This is a genomic window from Modestobacter italicus, from assembly GCF_019799965.1.
GTDB classification, from domain to species: Bacteria; Actinomycetota; Actinomycetes; order Mycobacteriales; family Geodermatophilaceae; genus Modestobacter; species Modestobacter italicus_A.
Window position 1 is genome coordinate 396,609 of the sequence record NZ_JABGCJ010000002.1, and the last position, 17,013, is coordinate 413,621.

The window sequence follows — 17,013 nt, forward strand, 5'->3', positions numbered from 1 at the left end:
CCGGACGGCCGGTCTCGTCCCCGCCCTGCAGGCCGTCCGCGGCCCCGGCTGCGCCAGGATGGTGCCGTGGAGGCCTGGTGGCGGGGTCTGGCCGTGGCCGCCGTCGTCGTGCTGCTGAGCTGGTCGGTGCTGGTGCTGCTGGCCCGCCGGCTGCCGCCGGGCATCGCCCGTGACCTGGCCCGGTTCCTCCCGGACTCGGTGACCGCTGTGCGGCGGCTGCGCCGGCACCCGGCGGTGCCGCGGCGGGCGAAGGGGGCGTTGCTCCTCGCCGGTCTATGGGTGCTCTCGCCGGTCGACCTCATCCCCGAGTTCCTGCCGGTCATCGGCCCGCTGGACGACGTCGTGGTGGTGGCGCTGGCGCTGCGCTACGCCGGCCGCCGGGTCCCGCGGGACGTGCTGCTGGCGGCCTGGCCGGGGGAGCGCCGGGTCCTCGAGCGGTTGCTGGGCCCCGCGGGCGCCCCGGAGGCGTAGGGCCGCGACTCAGACGCCGACGGCCTCCTCGATCTCCTCCTCGGTGCGGTCCTCGGCCGCGCCGTCGTCGGTCCGCCGGGCGGCGTCGGCCGGGTTGCCGGGGGCGGGGGTGGCGGCGATCCGCCGGCGCTCCACATGGCCCGCGACGGCCGCCAGGATCAGGCCGGCGACGGCCCACAGCGCGACGGTGAGCACCTGCGCGCCGACGCCGAGCGCGGGGAAGTACAGCAGCCGGCGGGCCGCCTCGACCAGGCCGGAGCCGATCCAGAAGCCGTGCAGCGAGGCGAAGAAGCCCGGCTGCACCGCCGGGGCGAAGACACCGCCGGCGGAGGTGAAGTTCAGCATCACGAACAGGCCGACCACGGTGAGCGTCGTCCACCGGCCGAGGAAGGAGTGCAGCCCGACACCGATCCAGACGACGGCGGTGACGTACAGCCAGGCCAGCAGGCCGATCTGCGGCACCGCGGCCGGCAGCGCGCCGTAGAGCGGCCCGGCGACCACGGTGGCGACCGTCGCGATGACCGCGGCGGCGCCGAGCCCGAAGAGCAGCCGCAGTCGCATGCGCAGGCGGGCGCCCGCCGCGCCGATCGCGATCGCCGCGCTGTAGCCGCCCACCGACAGGGCGACCAGGTAGAAGAACGCCCCCTGCCCGGTGGGGTCGGTGTCGGCGGTGGGGACGACGTCGGTGACCTGCAGCGGCAGCCCCTGGTCGAGGGCGACCGGGGCGAGCATCCGCTGCACGATCGTCGCGGTGGTGTCCGACGCGGCGCTGGCGATCAGCAGGGCAGGCCGGTCGGCGTCGGGCACGTAGGCCCCGGCGATCTCCATGTGCTCCAGCTCGGCCCGCGCCTCCTCGACGCCGGCCACGGTGCGCACGGCGGCGGCGTCGCCGAACCCGTCCTGCAGCGTCTGCGCCAGCACGGCGACCTGCGGGCCGGTGCCGACGACGTCGAGCCGGACGCCGTGCGGCTCGGGCTGGTGGAAGGCGCCGAGATAGGCCAGGGCCATCCCCGTCGCCAGCAGGACCGGCACGACGAGGTGGCTGAGCAGGTGCCGGACCACCGTGCGGACGGGGGGCACCTCGGTTGCTGCGTGCGCGGTCACTGCGCCGTCCTCACTGTGTTGTAAGTGGCAACTCAAACGACGAGTTGCACAATACAACCTTCGGAGGTGGTCGATGGACCGGGAGACGATCGCGGCAGGGGTCCAGCGCGAGCTGACCGTCTTCGCCCGCCGGGTGCGCGGCCTCCCGGAGCGACTGCACCGGGAGCTGCCGTTCGTCGCGTACTCGATGCTCAGCTCGATCAGCGCCGCGGGCGGCTGCCGCAGCGTCGACCTCGCCGACCTCTACCGGCTGGACAGGTCGACGGTCAGCCGACAGGTGGGCGACCTGGAACGGCGCGGGCTGGTGACCCGGGCCGGCGACGCTTCGCGCGGGCGAGGCCGGCGGCTGAGCGTCACGGCCGCCGGCCGAGCCCTGCTCGACGAGGCAGCCGCCGCCCGGCAGGCCGAGCTGGCCCGCCGGGTGGCGGCGTGGAGCGACGAGGAGCTGGCCGCCTTCGAGGCGGCCCTGCGGCGCTACAACGCCGCCGAGCCCGACTGACCGGCCCTCAGCGGGGCTGCGCCGGGTTGGTCGGGTCGCCCTGCGACGGCGGGTTCACCGGCGGGCCGGTGGTCGCCTCGGAGACCGGCGAGCCGCCGGAGGGTGCGGGGGCCTGCTCGGGCTGGGCGCCGGCCGGGTCGCCGCCGGAGGGCTGCACGCCCTCCGCCAGCTGGCCGAGCCGGTGGTCCATCGCCTGCACCACCTGGATGCGGTTGGCGTGGGACTTCTCGTAGCTCAGCAACGTCCGGAGGTCGTCGGCGTCCAGCGTGCGGATGCGGGAGGTGAGGCTCCCCACGGGCAGGTGGTCGTAGTCGGGCAGCGGGAGGGTGTCGTGCTCGGGCATCCCGGCTCCTTCCGATCGCGGGAACGGGTCCGGGACCGGCTACCCGGCGCGGCCGGGATGACACACGGGTGTGAACCGGCCGGACCGGTGGGTAGGCCGCGACGACGCACGGGCCGAGCCACGGCCCCCGTACCCCGAACACGTGAAGGAGCTCCCCGTCCCATGGACGTGACCTTCCTGCAGCCGGTCTTCGCAGCCTCCGGCCCCTACGCCACGGTCTGCGCCGACATCACCCACAACACCGAGAACGCCGACGCCGAGGTGGGTCTCCGGGTCCGGGCGGTGGCCGAGCAGCTGGTCGAGCAGGGCGCGCCGGAACAGGTCGTCGACGCGGTGCGCGAGCGTCTCCTGCAGACCAACGACGGCGGGCAGCTCGCCACCTTGCGCGGCCGCGCGCTGATCGTGGCCGCCGACGGCTCGGTCGTGCTGGACGAGGTCCTCGCCGACGCGCCGCGCGACCCGGTCGCCCGCTGGTCGCCCAGCCCGGACCTGATGCCGGTGCTCCGCCAGCTCGCCGGCCGCGTGCCACACGTGGTCGTGTTCGCCGACCGGATCGGCGCCGACATCGCGGTGGCCACCCTGGCCGGGCAGCCCGAGGACCAGGACACCATCGAGGGCGACGACTTCCACGCCCGCAAGGTGAAGGTGGGCGGCTGGGCCCACAACACCTACATGCACACCGCGGAGAACCAGTGGGAGGAGAACGCCGGCCGGGTCGCCGACGAGCTCCACTCGCTGGTCACCCGCGACAAGGCCCAGTTCGTCCTGGTCGCCGGCGACGTGCGGGCCCGCCAGCTGATCAGCGACAAGGCCAGCCACGAGGTCGGCGCCGTCCTCGTCTCGATCGAGGAGGGCGGCCGGGCCGCCGGTGCCGACCGGGAGGTCGTGGAGCAGCGCGCCATCGAGCTGGTCGCCGAGCACGAGGCCCACGAGCAGGCCCAGGCGGTCGAGCGCGTGCAGGCGGCCTCGGCCCACGGCCTCGCCGTGACCGGGACGGCGCTGGTCGTCGAGGCGCTGCGCAAGGCCCAGGTCGAGACGCTCGTGCTCGCCGACCAGCTCGACGACGAGCAGCTGTTCATCGGCCCCGACCAGCTCCAGCTCGGGGTGGGCGCCGACGACATGACCGCGCTGGGGGTCGGTGACGCCCAGCGCGTCCCGGCCGACCAGGCCCTGCTGCGCGCCGCGGTCGGCAGCGACGCCGCGGTCGTCGTCGTGCCCCGCACGGCCATGCCCGGCGACATCCCGGTGGCCGCCGTCCTCCGCTACACCGACGACTCCACCCCCAGCTGACCCCGGTCGGCACCCCATCCGCCGGCCGCGACGCGGCCGCACGAGAGAACGGAGCACCACCTCATGACCGACCCCCACCAGCCTGCGACGTCCCCGGGCACCGACCCGGCCGACATCGAGCACCGGGCCGCCATCGCCGAAGCGCTGGGCAAGGAGGTGTGGCCGGCCGACAAGGACGCCCTCGTGGCCAAGGCCCGGGAGTCCAACGCCCCCGACCGGGTGCTCGCCTCGCTGGACCGCCTGCCGGCGCACGCGGAGTTCACCAACGTGCAGGAGGTCGCCGAGGCCCTCGGCATCCACACGGAGCAGCAGCGCTTCTGATGAAGGGCCCCCTTGCCCCCACCACTCGCAGGCTCGTGGCGGGACCCTGCAAGGGGGCCAGGTGGAACGGTGTCGCCGATGGAGAGCGGGGTAAGGGGACGTCATGCCCGACATGAAGGACCCCTCGCCCGAGGCGATCGCCAACGTCACCGAGCACAACGTCGAGACCCGGGCGCAGCTGCTGCCCGAGGAGCGCTCCAGCGGGCCGAGCGCCGACCCGGAGAAGCAGGCCGCGGTCATCCTGGCCGAGTCCGAGGAGCGCACCGTGCACGCGGACGCCGACGACGCCCAGGGCGGTCACCGGCAGTCCTCCGACACCGCCGACTGACCCGCACCGCCGACCGACCGCACCGCCCCGGGGGCTCACCGCCCCCGGGGCGGTGCCGTGCTCTCCCGGACCACCAGCGCCGTGGCCAGCTCCAGCCGCGGCACCTCCAGCTCCTCACCGCGGACCAGCCGCAGCACGGTGCGCGCGGCCAGCGCACCCATCTCCGACAGCGGCTGGTGCACGGTGGTCAGCGGGGGAGAGGACCAGCGGGCACCCGGCAGGTCGTCGAAGCCCACCACGCTGACGTCCTCGGGCACCCGCAGACCCCGCTGCCGCACCGCCTCGTAGGCGCCCAGGGCCATCTGGTCGTTCGCCGCCACGATCGCCGTCGGCGGCTCGGGGTGGGCCAGCAGCTGGGCGCCGAGCCGGAACCCCGACTCGTGCTCGAAGTCGCCGACCAGCACGAGGTCCGGGTCGACGGTGAGCCCGGCTGCCTCCACCGCGGCGCGGTGCCCGTCCAGCCGGGCGCGGCTGGCGAGCAGCGCCGGGATGCCGGCGATCACCCCGATCCGCCGGTGCCCGAGCCCGATCAGGTGCTCGGCGGCGCTGAGCCCACCGGCCCAGTTGGTGGCGCCGATCGTGGGCACGTCCATCGCCGGGACGCCGGCCGGGTCGATGACCACCGCGGGGACGTGCAGCCGCCGCAGCTCTGCCGCCAGCGTGGGGTCGACCTCGTTGGTCACCAGGATCGCCCCGTCGCTGGCCCGGCCGGCGAGGTTGTCCAGCCAGCTGCGCGTGTCACTGGCCCGGCGGTGGATGGCGGTGACCACCGTGCCCACCCCCTCGGCGTGGGCGGCGTCCTCCACGCCCCGGATGATCTCCACCGCCCAGGGGCTGTCCAGGTCGTTGAAGACCAGGTCGATCAGGCGCGCCGTCGTGCTCGTCCGGCCGCCGCGGCGCCGGTACCCGTGGTCGCGCAGCAGCTGCTCCACCCGTTCCCGGGTGTGCGGGGCGACGTCGGAGCGCCCGTTGAGGACGCGGGAGACCGTGGGCACGGAGACCCCGGCCTCCGCGGCGATGGTCGCGATCGTGACCCCGCGGGCCTGGGTGTCGGTCACTGGGTCCTCCTCATCCGGCCGACAGCCTAGGGCGCGCACCGCGGTCGGCCGCGCCTGCGCCGCCTGCGGCCTCGCACGGGCATGCCACCGCCGTGCTCCGGGTAGCCCAGCGGCCGGAGAGAGGAGTCACCATGCCGAAGACGACGAAGAGCGGCGACGCGGAGCAGGACGAGATCCCCAGCACCCTGCAGCGCTCGGACGAGAAGGCGCAGCGCACCTTCGCCAAGGCACACGACTCGGCCGCGGAGGAGTACGGCGACGAGCAGCGAGCCAACCGGGTCGCCTGGGGCGCGGTCAAGCACACCCACGAGAAGGTGGGCGACCACTGGGAGCCCAAGGACCACAAGGGGCCCAGCGACCAGCAGTCGGCCGAGGGCAACGCCGACACCGACCTGCGCAGCCTGGGCGGGGTCGACGCCAACGCCTCCAAGGCCCACCTCTACGACCTGGCCAAGGACGCCGGCATCGAGGGCCGGTCGACGATGGACAAGGAGGAGCTGGCCGACGCGCTGCAGGAGTCGAACGACCGGAAGACCGCCGAGGCCCGCCGGAAGTGACCCGGCCAGACTGACCGGGTGACTCGGGAGGACCTGCGCCGGCGCTACGAAGAGGTCAGCCAGTGGCCGCTGGTGGTGCTGGCCCTGCTGTTCGTGGTGGCCTACGCCTGGGGAGTGCTGCGGCCGGACCTGCCCGGCTGGCTGCGCACCGTGCTGACGGTGGTGACGCTGGTGACCTGGCCGGTGTTCCTGGCGGACTACCTGCTGCGGCTGGTGCTGGCCGAGCACCGGTGGCGGTTCGTCCGGCAGAACTGGGTCGACGGGGTCGCCGTCCTGCTGCCGCTGCTGCGGCCGCTGCGCATCGTCAGCCTGGTACGGGTCGCGCGGGTGCTGGACCGCCGGCTCACCGCCACCCTGCACGGCCGGGTGGCCGCCTATGTCACCCTCACCGCCTCGCTGGTGGTCTTCATGGCCTCACTGGCCGCCTACGACGCCGAGCGCGGCGCCCCGGACGCGCAGATCACCAGCTACGGGGACGCGGTCTGGTGGGCGCTGACCACGATCACCACGGTCGGCTACGGCGACGAGTACCCGGTCACCACCGAGGGCCGGCTGGTGGCGGGGCTGCTCATGGTCGGCGGCATCGCCCTGCTGGGTGTGGTCACCGCCGCCGTCGCCTCCTGGTTCGTCGGCCGGGTCGCCGACGCGGCACGCGCCGAGGACGACGCCGCGGACGCCGCCGCCGACGAGGCGATGCGGGCCGAGGTGCGGGCGCTGGCCGAGGAGGTGCGGCGGCTGCGCGCCGAGCTGGCCGCCGGCGGGCCGTCGTCCGCCGGCTGACCTGCGTTCAGGTCAGGCCGACGGGACGAGGATCAGCTCGGTCTGCCGCCGGTCCAGGTACTCCACCCCGGCCTCGGTGAGCGCGATGCCCTGCTCCAGCGCCATCCGGACCAGCTGACCGCCCCACTCGGCCACCGGTACCCGCACGCACAGCTCCAGGGCGTAGACGGTGTCCAGGTGCACGGGAGCCTGCCCCGCTCCTGGGACGCCGTCCTGCTGGTCCCACATGCCGATCGCCGGTCCCGCACCGTGGCCGTGCACGCCGACCGGATGGGAGTAGACGTCGCCGTCGATGCCGGCTGCCGCCGCGGCGGCCCGGGCCGCGGCGAGCACCTCGTCACCGGTGCGGCCGGGGCGCAGCTCGGCCGTGGTCAGGTCCTGCATGCGGTTGCCGACGCCGAGGGCGGCGACCAGCCCGGCCGGCGCGGCGGTCTCGCCGGGGCGCAGCACGTAGGCGTTGCGCTGGGTGTCGGTCATCAGGCCCAGGCTGGACAGCCCCACGTCGCAGTGCACCAGGTCGCCCGGCTGGACGACGGCGTCGTAGGGCACGCCGGGCAGCACGGTGCCGCGCTCGTCGGCCAGGGGGCTGCCGGCCCGCTGCAGGCCGACCGTGGGCTGGAACCAGGGGTCGACGCCGAGGTCGGCGAAGCGCTGGCGGATCCACCAGGCGACGTCCAGGGCAGTGGTCTCCCCGACGGTGATCACGGCGGGGGAGAAGGCCTCGTCGATCACCTCGTGCACCAGCCGGTTCATCGCGTGCAGCGCGCCGATCTCCTCCGGCAGCCGGGTCTCCAGCCAGCCGACCGCCAGCGCCTCGGCCGACACCAGCTTCTCCGCGTGCGGGCCCAGGGCCTCGACCAGCAGCTGGTGCTCGGTGTGCGAGAGCCCGTCGGCGTGGGCGAACACCCGGGAGACGTCGACGCCGATGGTGCGCGGCGCGGCCTGGTCGACGAACCGGCGGACCGCCGCCCACTGCGCGTCCTCGGCGGACAGCCCCTGCTGGTCGTCGGCCTCCCAGGCCGGGAGGAACTGGCCGACCGGGTACCGGGAGACGGCGACCGCGGTGACCCCGTCGTCGCTGCGGTGGAACATCAGGATCGTGCGCCGCCGCGCGGACAGCCAGGTCGCCGGCAGCAGCGTGGGGAGCACCGGGTCCTCGTTGTACTCCCGGCCGATGACCACCCACAGGTCGATCCCGGCGCGGTCCATCAGCCCGGGGAGGAGGTCCAGCAGCCGCTGGGTCAGCCAGCGGTCGCGGACGTCGGCCTGGTCCCGGAGCGGGAGGGGCACCGTACGGGTGGGGTCCGGGGTGGCTCGCTCGGCGATCACGGTCATGCAGGCAGGAAATCAGACCGGCCGCCGTCCCGCTCGGACTGCGCCCGCGCCGGGCGGCCCGTCAGGCCATGCCCCCGGCGGTCGGGTGGGAGCTGCCGACCCGACGGAACGGGACGACCGTGCTGCCGGCCACCGCGACCCGGTCGCGACCCCCCTGCTTCGCCTGGTACATGGCCGCGTCGGCCCGGTCGACCAGCCGCCACAGGGCGTCGGTGGGGTCCTCGCCGTCCGTCGGGCCGGTCAGCGCCACCCCGATGGAGACGGTCACCTGCCGCTGCTGACCGGCCACGCTGCCCTTGACCGCCAGGCGGAGCCGCTCGGCGAGCCGCCGCGCCTCGCTCGGGTCGGCGACCAGGCCGAGCACGACCAGCTCCTCCCCGCCGGTGCGGGCCAGCACGTCCGGTGGGCGCACGGAGGCCGCCAGTGCCGACCCGACGCTGCGCAGCACCGCGTCGCCGACGGCGTGACCGAACTCGTCGTTGAGCCGCTTGAAGTGGTCCAGGTCGAGCACCAGGGCACCCACCCGCTGGCCGTCACGGCGGGCCTGGCGCCAGATGCGTGGTGCCTGGTCGACCAGCGACCGACGGTTGGCCAGCCCGGTCAGCGGATCGGTGGAGGACATCTCCTGGGTGACGGCCAGCAGCCGCTGCACCCGGCGGCGCAGCAGGAACACCCCCAGCGTCGCGACGTCGAGGGTGGCGGCGCTGACCGCCACGTGCACCAGCAGCAACGGGGTGCTCGGGTAGCTGCCGGCCAGGGCGACCCAGCAGGCGGCCACCACCGCCAGCATGTGCACGGCCAGGGCCCGGGTGCCCAGGAACCAGGCGGCCACGAAGCAGCCGAACAGCAGCATGAGCGGTGGCGCGTGCCGCAGCGGGTCGCCGGTGGACCAGGCCAGCAGCACGTAGGTGGCGTCACCGAGCAGCACCAGGACGGCGGTCAGCGCCTCCCCGGCGTGCTGGCGGACCACCAGGCCCACGGCGAGCAGCAGACAGGCGCCCAGGGCAGCGGCGAAGAGCGGGCGGCTCACCCCGTCGCGCAGCGCACCCTCGACGAACAGGTTGACCGAGCCCAGTGCGGCGCCGGCGCAGAACAGGGCCGCCAGGCACCAGGCGACCAGGCGGTGCTCACCGCCTCGCTCCGGGCGCGGCAGGTCGTGCACCGGTCTGGACCGCTCGCGGTGCCGATGGCCCGTACCGGGCCGTTGCGCCCCCACCATGCGCAGCAGCATGCCGCAGCCCGGCCCCGGGCATAACCGGCTGGGGCGCGTCATTTCCGGAACTCACGCCTCCGCTGGGGCGGCCGTGACAGGAGGGGCGTGCCGGCCCTCCGGGTGCCAGGCTGGACGGCGCACGTGCACCCATCCGGAGGGAGAGCGACGTTGACCCAGGGCCCCTGGTTCTTCTGCCTGAAGCACCACACCGTCGAGGACCGGGACGGTTGCGCCGAACGCCACCGGCTCGGCCCGTACGCCACCCGCGCCGAGGCGGAGTCCGCGCTGGAGAAGGTCGCCGAGCGCAACGAGCAGCAGGACGCCGCCGACGAGGCGTGGGAGGAGGGCCGGCGCTGACCCGACGCCACGCCGCCGCCGGTCACCGACCCGATCGGCCAGGTCGGGGCCGCCGGGGCATGATCCTCGGCAGAGGCGGGCCCGGCAGGGCGCCCGAGGAACTGGAGGGGTCGTGACGGACGGACGTGCGGTGGAGGACCTCGTGGTCGGCGTGCTCGGGGGCACCGGGCCGCAGGGCCGCGGGCTCGCGGTGCGGCTGGCCGCCGCCGGGCAGCGGGTGCTGCTCGGCTCCCGGGACGCCGAGCGCGCCGAGCAGGTGGCGGCCGAGGTCGCCGTCCGGGCCGGTGCCGCGGCCGGCGGGGTCGAGGTGTCGGTGCGGGGCGGGTCCAACACCGACGTCGCGGGCGCCGCGGACCTGGTGATCATCGCCGTCCCCTTCGCCGGCCACGCCGAGACCCTGGCCGAGCTGGCCACCCCGCTGGCCGGCAAGGTCGTCGTCGACTGCGTGGTGCCGATGGGCTGGGACGAGCTCGGTGCCTACGTGCTGGACGTCGCCGAGGGCAGCGTCTGCCAGCAGGCGGCCGTGCTGCTGCCGGACAGCTCCGTCGTCGGCGCCTTCCACCACCTGTCCGCGGTGACGCTGGAGGACCTCTCCACGCCCACCCTGGAGGGCGACGTCATGGTCGTCGGCGACGTCCGGGAGGCCACCGACCTGGTGCAGGCGCTGGCCGGGCGGCTCCCCGGGATGCGCGGGGTCTACGCCGGCCGGCTGCGCAACGCCCGCCAGGTCGAGGCGCTGACGATCAACCTGGTCTCGGTCAACCGCCGCTACAAGGCCCACGCCGGCATCCGCATCACCGACGTCTGAGCACATGGCGACCCTCCGGGTCGCACCGCGGCCAGGAGGCGTACCCGCCTGAGCGGAGCCGTTCCGTGCGTCCCCGGCGGGCAGCCTCCGGCCGCCGCACCGGACCCGCACAGCGAGCCTCCGGCTCGCGCCTGGGCTGAGCCGCTCGGTGCGTCCCCGGCGGGCAGCCTCCGGCCGCCGCACCGGACCCGCACAGCGAGCCTCCGGCTCGCGATCGAGGGGCGGACGAAGCGGCTCAGCCCCGCTGGGGCACGGCTCCTGGCCGCGATGACCTCCGGAGGACGTCAGTCGAAGGAGTGCTCGGGCGCCGGGAAGACGCCGTCGCGGACCTCGGTGGCGTACTCCTGGGCGGCGCGCAGCAGCTCGCCGCGCAGGTCGGCGTACTTCTTGACGAACTTCGGCACCCGGCCGGCGGTCATCCCGGCCATGTCCGGCCAGACCAGCACCTGCGCGTCGCAGTCGGCGCCGGCACCGATGCCGATCGTCGGGATGGCCAGCTCCTCGGTCACCTGCCCGGCGATCTCGGCCGGCACCATCTCCATGACGACGGCGAACGCACCGGCCTCCTGCACGGCGTGCGCATCGGCGAGCAGCTGCTCGGCCCCGGCTCCCCGGCCCTGCACCCGGAAGCCACCCAGGGCGTGCTCGCTCTGCGGGGTGAAGCCGATGTGCGCCATCACCGGGATGCCGGCCTGGGTGAGCGCCCGGATCTGCGGCGCGACCCGGACGCCGCCCTCCAGCTTGACCGCCTGCGCGCCGCCCTCCTTCATCATCCGCACCGCGGTGTCGAAGGCCTGCTGCGGACCGGACTCGTAGCTGCCGAACGGCAGGTCGGCGACGATCAGCGCCCGCTTGGTCGAGCGGGTGACCGCCTTGGTCATCAGCAGCAGGTCCTCCACCGTCACCGCGACGGTCGAGGCCTGGCCCAGGACGACGTTGCCGGCGGAGTCACCGACCAGCAGCACCGGGATGCCGGCCTCCTCGAACACCGCTGCTGCGTAGGTGTCGTAGGCGGTGAGCATCGCCCACTTCTCGTTGCGCTCCTTGGCCTGGCGCAGGTGGTGGATGCGGACCCGGGCGGTCGAGCCGCCCCCGTAGAGCACCGACTCGGTCATGCGCCTGCTCCTTCGCGGACGCTGGGCAGGCTCTCCCGCCAGCGGTTGGTGATCGGCAGCCGGCGGTCCCGGCCGAAGGCCTTCAAGGAGATCTTGGTGCCCGGCGCGGACTGGCGGCGCTTGAACTCGGCCAGGTCGACCAGCCGCAGCACCCGGGCCACCACCTCGGGGTCGTGGCCCCGCTCGAGCAGCTCGGCCATCCCGAGGTCGCGGTCGACGTAGTCGGCGATGACCGCGTCGAGCTCCTCGTAGGAGGGCAGCGAGTCGCTGTCCTGCTGACCCGGGGCGAGCTCGGCCGACGGTGGCTTGTCGATGGAGTTCTGCGGGATCGGCTCCACCTCGCCGCGGTCCCGGGCGTGGGCGTTGCGCCAGCGGGCGAGGTCCCAGACCAGGGTCTTCAGCACGTCCTTGATCGGGGCGAAGCCGCCCGCGGCGTCGCCGTAGAGCGTCGAGTAGCCGACGGCGACCTCGCTCTTGTTGCTGGTGGCCAGCAGCAGGTGGCCGTGCTGGTTGGACAGCCCCATCAGCAGCGTGCCGCGGACCCGGGCCTGGAGGTTCTCCGCGGCCACCCCGGTCAGCTGCACCGAGCCGCGGTAGGCCTCCACCATCGGTGCGATCGGGACGACGGAGTAGTGCATGCCGAGCCGTTGTGCGGAGTCCGCGGCATCGGTGAGCGAGTGGTCGCTGGAGTACTCGCTGGGCAGGCCGACCCCGTGCACCCGGTCGGGGCCGAGGGCGTCCACGGCGAGCGCGGCGACCAGCGCGGAGTCGATCCCGCCGGACATGCCGAGCACCACCGAGGGCATGCCGTTCTTGTCGATGAAGTCCTTCAGGCCGAGCACGAGGGCCCGCCAGACCTCCTCGCAGTCGGTCAGCGGCTCGGCGACCGTGCCCGGCCGCGGCTCGTAGGGGGCGACCGGTGCGTCGGAGACCAGGTGCCTGGTGACCGTCATCGGGCCGAGCCGGCCCTCCCGCCGGTCGGGCACGGAGGTCGGGTCGATCGTCAGGTCGACGGTCAGCAGGTGCTCGACGAACTGGGGGGCGCGCGCCAGCAGCTCGCCGTCGGGGGAGACGGCGAGCGAGTCACCGTCGAAGACCAGCTCGTCCTGCCCGCCGACCTGGTTGCAGTAGACGATCGTCGCCCGGGCCTCGGCGGCGCGGCGCCGCACCAGCGGCAGGCGCAGGTCGTCCTTGGCCCGCTCGTAGGGGGAGGCGTTGGGGGAGACGACGAGGTCCACCCCGGCCTGCCCGGCGACCCCGCACGGGCCGCCCTCCACCCAGAGGTCCTCGCAGATGGTCAGCGCCACGTCGACCCCGTGCAGCCGGACGACGGGCAGTTCGGTGCCGGGCACGAAGTAGCGGGCCTCGTCGAAGACGCCGTAGTTGGGCAGGTGCCGCTTGTGGTACCGGGCCACCACCTCGCCGCCGTGCAGCAGGGCGGCGGCGTTGCGCGGGGCGCCGCGACGGGGGTTGGCGTCACCGGGTGCGTCGTCGGCGTCGGTCGGTGGCTGGTCCACCGGCGCCGGGCCGCTGCCCGCGGTGTGCGCCAGGTAGCCCACGACGACGGCGGTGTCGCCCAGGCCCTCCGCGGCCAGGGTGGCGGCCAGGTCGAGCAGCGCCTGCTCGCTGGCCCGGGCGAAGGACTCACGCAGCACGAGGTCCTCGGCCGGGTAGCCGGTCAGCGTCATCTCCGGGAAGACCACGAGGTGGGCGCCTCGCCCGGCCGCCTGCCGGGCCCGGTCGACCACCAGCCCCGCGTTGCCCGCCAGGTCGCCGACCCGGGTGTCCACCTGGGCCAGGGCCACCCGCAGCTGCCGTGTCGACTCCGCCGTCCGCTGCTGATCACTCACAGCCCAGAGTGTGGTCGGCGGACCCGCGGCGAGGCCAGGCGGGGACCCCCGTGCGCTGTGGGTGCCGTCACACCGCCGGCCCGGCCTGCCGATGGGAGAGGCGTCGCACCCCCCCCCTGAGCCCCTGGGACCTGCCATGTCCGGTGTCCGGCCCGCCCGGTCGACCGCCCCGTCCGCGCTGTTCGTGGCGCTCGCCGTCCTCACCCTGCCCGCCTGCCAGGGCGCCGAGGCGGGGGAGCCGTCCGCTGCGGCACCGACCACCTCGGCCGCACCCAGCCCCGAGCCCGTCGAGCCGGCGGTGATCAGCACCGACCCGCCGCTGGGCGCCGTCGACGTCGCCCCGGTCACCCCGCTGCACGTGGACGCCGGGCACGGGACGCTCACCGAGGTGCTCGTCACCGACGAGGACGGCGCCGTGCTGCCCGGGGCGCTGGACCCCACCGGCGCCTCCTGGGTGGCCGCCGCCGACCTGGCGTACGGGACGAGCTACGCGGTGCGCGCCACCGCCGTGGACGCCGGCGGGACGCCGACCACCGCCACCGGGTCGATCGCCACGGTCGCCCCGCGCACGCTCACCCTGGCCTCGGTCTTCCCGACCGCGGACACCGGCACCGTCGGTGTCGGGCAGCCGATCTCGGTCACCTTCGACGAGGACGTCACCGACCGGGCTGCGGTGGAGCGCCGGCTGCAGGTGACCAGCACCCCGGCGGTGACCGGGTCCTGGTCGTGGCTGTCCGACCGCACCGTGCACTACCGCCCCGAGCAGTACTGGCCGGCGCACACGCACGTGGCGGTGGACGTCGACCTGTACGGGGTGGACGTCGGCCGGGGCATCCGCGGCCAGCGCAGCGAGCACGTGGAGTTCGACGTCGGGCCCAAGCGGGTGGCGGTGGTGGACGCGACCGAACTGGTGCTGCGGCTCTACGTCGACGACCAGCTCGTGCGGACGATGCCCACCTCGATGGGCAAGCGCTCCAGCCCGACGCCCAGCGGCACCTACGTGGTGATGCAGCAGTCGCGGCACTACACCATGCGCTCGGCCAGCTACGGCGTCCCGGCGGACTCCCCGGACGGCTACGAGACGCCGGTGGAGTACGCCTCGCGGTTGTCGAACTCCGGGATCTTCGTGCACGGCGCCCCGTGGTCGGTCGGTGACCAGGGGCGGCGCAACGTCTCGCACGGCTGCCTGAACGTCTCGGTCGCCGACGCCGGCTGGTTCTACACCCACTTCGGCCGCGGCGACGTGGTCGAGGTGACCGGGGCCGGTGCCCGGCTGCAGACGACCGACGGCTTCGGTGACTGGAACGCCGACTGGGCGCAGTGGCAGGCCGGCTCCGCCCTTGCCCGCTGACCGCGCGCCCTGCTTCCGCCGGCCACCCGGAGGGGGCAGGCTGAGGGGGCCGTAACACCCTCGTCACGACCGGAGTGCAGCATGACCGCCATGGACCGCCAGCAGGAGTTCGTCCTGCGCACCCTGGAGGAGCGCGACATCCGCTTCGTGCGGCTGTGGTTCACCGACGTGTCGGGCTACCTCAAGGCCGTCGCCGTCGCCCCGGCCGAGATCGAGGCGGCGTTCGCCGAGGGGATCGGGTTCGACGGCTCGGCGATCGAGGGCTTCGCCCGGGTCTACGAGTCCGACATGCTCGCCAAGCCCGACCCGGCCACCTTCCAGGTGATGCCCGGCTCCCGGGGGCAGGCCAGTGAGACGGCGCGGATGTTCTGCGACATCACGCTGCCCGACGGCTCCCCGGCGTGGGCCGACCCGCGGCACGTGCTGCGGCGCGCGCTGGCCAAGGCCGCGGACATGGGGTTCACCTTCTACACCCACCCCGAGATCGAGTTCTTCCTGCTCAAGGACCTGCCCAGCGACGGCAGCCCGCCCGAGCCGGCCGACGTCGGCGGCTACTTCGACCTGTCCACGCACAACGTGGCGCACGACTTCCGCCGGGAGGCGGTCTTCGCGCTCGAGGCGATGGGCATCTCGGTGGAGTTCAGCCACCACGAGGTCGCCCCCGGCCAGCAGGAGATCGACCTGCGCTACGCCGACGCGCTGTCGATGGCCGACAACATCATGACGCTGCGGCACGTCGTCCGGGAGGTCGCGCTGGCCCAGGGCGTGCACGCCACGTTCATGCCCAAGCCGTTCACCGAGCTGGCCGGCTCGGCGATGCACACCCACGTGTCGCTGTTCGAGGGCGACCGCAACGCCTTCTCCGACCCGGCCGACCCGATGCGGCTGTCGACCACCGGCAAGCAGTTCATCGCGGGCCTGCTCACCCACGCCCGGGAGATGACCGCGGTCACCAACCAGACGGTGAACTCCTACCGGCGGCTGCTGGCCGGCACCGAGGCGCCGACCGCGGCGACCTGGGGGCGGGCCAACCGGTCGGCGCTGGTGCGGCTGCCCTCCTACAAGCCGAACAAGGGCAACTCCGCGCGGGTCGAGGTGCGCTCACCGGACTCCGCCTGCAACCCCTACCTCACCTTCGCCGTCCTGCTGGCCGCGGGCCTGCGCGGCATCGAGAAGGGCTACGAGCTCCCGCCCGAGGCCGAGGACGACGTCTGGTCGCTCACCGACACCGAGCGCCGGGCCGCCGGCTACGAGGACCTCCCGGTCTCCCTGGGCGAGGCGCTGACCGCGATGCAGGGCAGCGAGCTGGTCGCCGAGACCCTGGGCGAGCACGTCTTCGACTTCTTCCTGCGCAACAAGTGGGAGGAGTTCAACTCCTACCGGCAGAACGTCACGCCGTTCGAGCTGAAGCGCTACCTCCCCGGCCTCTGAGGAAGGACCCCGGCTGGGCAGGAATGGCCGTTCCTGCCCAGCCGGGGCGGGGAACTAGCCTCTCGGCATGGCCCGCCTGCTCGTCGTCGTCCCCTCCGACACCGACCCACCGACCCGGCTGGGGGAGTGGCTCCGGGACGCCGGGCTCGAGCTCGACGAGCGTCGGCTGTCGACCGGGGAGCCGCTGCCGGCGGACCTGACCGGGTTCGACGGGCTGCTGGTCATGGGGGGCCCGCAGTCGTCGCTGGACGACGAGCGGACCTCCCCGGAGCTGGTCGGGGTGCGGCACCTGCTGGGCCAGGCGATCGCGGCCGACCTGCCGACCCTGGCCATCTGCCTGGGTGCCCAGCTGCTCGCCCAGGTCGGCGGCGGCAGCACCCGGGTCGGTTCGGACGGCCCCGAGGTCGGCGCCACCCTGGTCGCCAAGCGGGACGCTGCCGACGCCGACCCGCTGTTCGGGCCGGTCCCGCTGTCCCCGGACGTGCTCCAGTGGCACCACGACGAGGTCGACCGGCTGCCGGCCGGGGCCACCCTGCTGGCCAGCAACCCCCGCTACGAGAACCAGGCCTACCGGGTCGGGCAGCACGTCTACGGGCTGCAGTTCCACATCGAGACCGACGAGGCGCTGGTGCGCCAGTGGGCCACCGGGGACGCCGTCGGGGTGGCCAGCAGCGGGCTGGACGTGCCGACGATCTGCGCACGCGCCGCCGCGGTCCTCGACGACCTGGCCGAGGTCTGGGCGCCGTTCGCCGCCCGGTTCGCCGACCTGGTGCGGGCCCGCGCCGCGACCGGGGCCTGAGCC

General features: G+C 74.6%; 19 protein-coding genes. 12 read left to right on the plus strand and 7 right to left on the minus strand.

Annotated elements, in window-relative coordinates; all coding sequences use genetic code 11:
- Positions 1–66: 66 nt before the first annotated feature.
- Entirely contained in the window at positions 67–471 is a 405-nt protein-coding gene (locus tag HLA93_RS05945) for a YkvA family protein (protein WP_308127963.1), read from the plus strand.
- 9 nt (positions 472–480) lie between these two features.
- Here the strand turns inward: HLA93_RS05945 and HLA93_RS05950 are convergent, their stop codons facing one another.
- Positions 481–1,575: a hypothetical protein gene (locus tag HLA93_RS05950; protein WP_222193372.1), complete on the minus strand. Its 1,095-nt coding sequence runs from the start codon at positions 1,573–1,575 to the stop codon at positions 481–483.
- Positions 1,576–1,648: 73 nt separating this feature from the next.
- Here HLA93_RS05950 and HLA93_RS05955 point away from each other — a divergent pair, with 73 nt between their 5' ends.
- Entirely contained in the window at positions 1,649–2,074 is a 426-nt protein-coding gene (locus HLA93_RS05955; protein WP_222193373.1) for a MarR family winged helix-turn-helix transcriptional regulator, read from the plus strand.
- A 7-nt stretch (positions 2,075–2,081) separates the two neighbouring features.
- On the opposite strand, the gene HLA93_RS05960 is transcribed toward HLA93_RS05955, so the two are convergent.
- Positions 2,082–2,417, minus strand: a complete 336-nt coding sequence (locus HLA93_RS05960; RefSeq protein ID WP_222193374.1) for a hypothetical protein — start codon at positions 2,415–2,417, stop codon at positions 2,082–2,084.
- Between the two features lie 162 nt (positions 2,418–2,579).
- Here HLA93_RS05960 and HLA93_RS05965 point away from each other — a divergent pair, with 162 nt between their 5' ends.
- The 3 genes from HLA93_RS05965 to HLA93_RS05975 all read left to right on the plus strand — a co-directional run bounded on the left by HLA93_RS05965 (position 2,580) and on the right by HLA93_RS05975 (position 4,356).
- Positions 2,580–3,707, plus strand: a complete 1,128-nt coding sequence (locus tag HLA93_RS05965) for a baeRF2 domain-containing protein (protein WP_222193376.1) — start codon at positions 2,580–2,582, stop codon at positions 3,705–3,707.
- Between the two features lie 63 nt (positions 3,708–3,770).
- Complete coding sequence (locus HLA93_RS05970; protein ID WP_222193377.1) at positions 3,771–4,028, plus strand: DUF2795 domain-containing protein; 258 nt, start codon at positions 3,771–3,773, stop codon at positions 4,026–4,028.
- 103 nt (positions 4,029–4,131) lie between these two features.
- Positions 4,132–4,356: a hypothetical protein gene (locus HLA93_RS05975; protein WP_222193378.1), complete on the plus strand. Its 225-nt coding sequence runs from the start codon at positions 4,132–4,134 to the stop codon at positions 4,354–4,356.
- A gap of 35 nt (positions 4,357–4,391) precedes the next feature.
- On the opposite strand, the gene HLA93_RS05980 is transcribed toward HLA93_RS05975, so the two are convergent.
- Positions 4,392–5,414, minus strand: a complete 1,023-nt coding sequence (locus tag HLA93_RS05980; protein WP_222193380.1) for a LacI family DNA-binding transcriptional regulator — start codon at positions 5,412–5,414, stop codon at positions 4,392–4,394.
- Positions 5,415–5,545: 131 nt separating this feature from the next.
- Between HLA93_RS05980 and HLA93_RS05985 the strand changes: the two genes are divergently transcribed.
- Complete coding sequence (locus HLA93_RS05985; protein WP_222193381.1) at positions 5,546–5,971, plus strand: ChaB family protein; 426 nt, start codon at positions 5,546–5,548, stop codon at positions 5,969–5,971.
- Between the two features lie 18 nt (positions 5,972–5,989).
- On the plus strand, positions 5,990–6,751 hold the full coding sequence (locus tag HLA93_RS05990) for a potassium channel family protein (protein ID WP_222193383.1): 762 nt from the start codon (positions 5,990–5,992) through the stop codon (positions 6,749–6,751).
- Between the two features lie 12 nt (positions 6,752–6,763).
- Here HLA93_RS05990 and HLA93_RS05995 read toward each other — a convergent pair whose 3' ends face one another.
- Together HLA93_RS05995 and HLA93_RS06000 are read right to left on the minus strand one after the other, a co-directional pair.
- Positions 6,764–8,086 (minus strand): M24 family metallopeptidase, encoded by a 1,323-nt coding sequence (locus HLA93_RS05995; protein ID WP_222193384.1) that lies wholly within the window; start codon positions 8,084–8,086, stop codon positions 6,764–6,766.
- A 61-nt stretch (positions 8,087–8,147) separates the two neighbouring features.
- On the minus strand, positions 8,148–9,248 hold the full coding sequence (locus HLA93_RS06000) for a GGDEF domain-containing protein (RefSeq protein WP_308127964.1): 1,101 nt from the start codon (positions 9,246–9,248) through the stop codon (positions 8,148–8,150).
- 219 nt (positions 9,249–9,467) lie between these two features.
- On the opposite strand from HLA93_RS06000, the gene HLA93_RS06005 reads away from it, so the two are divergent.
- Both HLA93_RS06005 and npdG read left to right on the plus strand, forming a co-directional pair.
- Positions 9,468–9,656 carry a hypothetical protein gene (locus HLA93_RS06005; RefSeq protein WP_222193388.1) on the plus strand — a complete coding sequence of 63 codons (189 nt, stop codon included), beginning with the start codon at positions 9,468–9,470 and terminating at the stop codon, positions 9,654–9,656.
- Positions 9,657–9,768: 112 nt separating this feature from the next.
- Entirely contained in the window at positions 9,769–10,464 is a 696-nt protein-coding gene (npdG, locus tag HLA93_RS06010) for an NADPH-dependent F420 reductase (protein ID WP_222193390.1), read from the plus strand.
- Positions 10,465–10,748: 284 nt separating this feature from the next.
- On the opposite strand, the gene panB is transcribed toward npdG, so the two are convergent.
- Positions 10,749–11,579 (minus strand): 3-methyl-2-oxobutanoate hydroxymethyltransferase, encoded by an 831-nt coding sequence (panB, locus tag HLA93_RS06015; RefSeq protein ID WP_222193392.1) that lies wholly within the window; start codon positions 11,577–11,579, stop codon positions 10,749–10,751.
- Positions 11,576–13,429, minus strand: coding sequence for an NAD+ synthase (locus HLA93_RS06020; RefSeq protein WP_222193393.1), 1,854 nt, complete (start codon positions 13,427–13,429; stop codon positions 11,576–11,578). The genes panB and HLA93_RS06020 overlap by 4 nt, the downstream gene beginning before the upstream one ends.
- Positions 13,430–13,565: 136 nt before the next feature.
- Between HLA93_RS06020 and HLA93_RS06025 the strand changes: the two genes are divergently transcribed.
- The 3 genes from HLA93_RS06025 to HLA93_RS06035 all read left to right on the plus strand — a co-directional run bounded on the left by HLA93_RS06025 (position 13,566) and on the right by HLA93_RS06035 (position 17,010).
- On the plus strand, positions 13,566–14,780 hold the full coding sequence (locus HLA93_RS06025; protein ID WP_222193396.1) for a L,D-transpeptidase: 1,215 nt from the start codon (positions 13,566–13,568) through the stop codon (positions 14,778–14,780).
- An 81-nt stretch (positions 14,781–14,861) separates the two neighbouring features.
- Positions 14,862–16,211 (plus strand): glutamine synthetase family protein, encoded by a 1,350-nt coding sequence (locus tag HLA93_RS06030; RefSeq protein WP_246625831.1) that lies wholly within the window; start codon positions 14,862–14,864, stop codon positions 16,209–16,211.
- A gap of 67 nt (positions 16,212–16,278) precedes the next feature.
- The gene (locus HLA93_RS06035) at positions 16,279–17,010 is read left to right on the plus strand and encodes a type 1 glutamine amidotransferase (RefSeq protein ID WP_222193398.1); all 732 of its coding nucleotides are present in this window, start codon (positions 16,279–16,281) and stop codon (positions 17,008–17,010) included.
- The last annotated feature ends 3 nt before the right edge of the window (positions 17,011–17,013 follow it).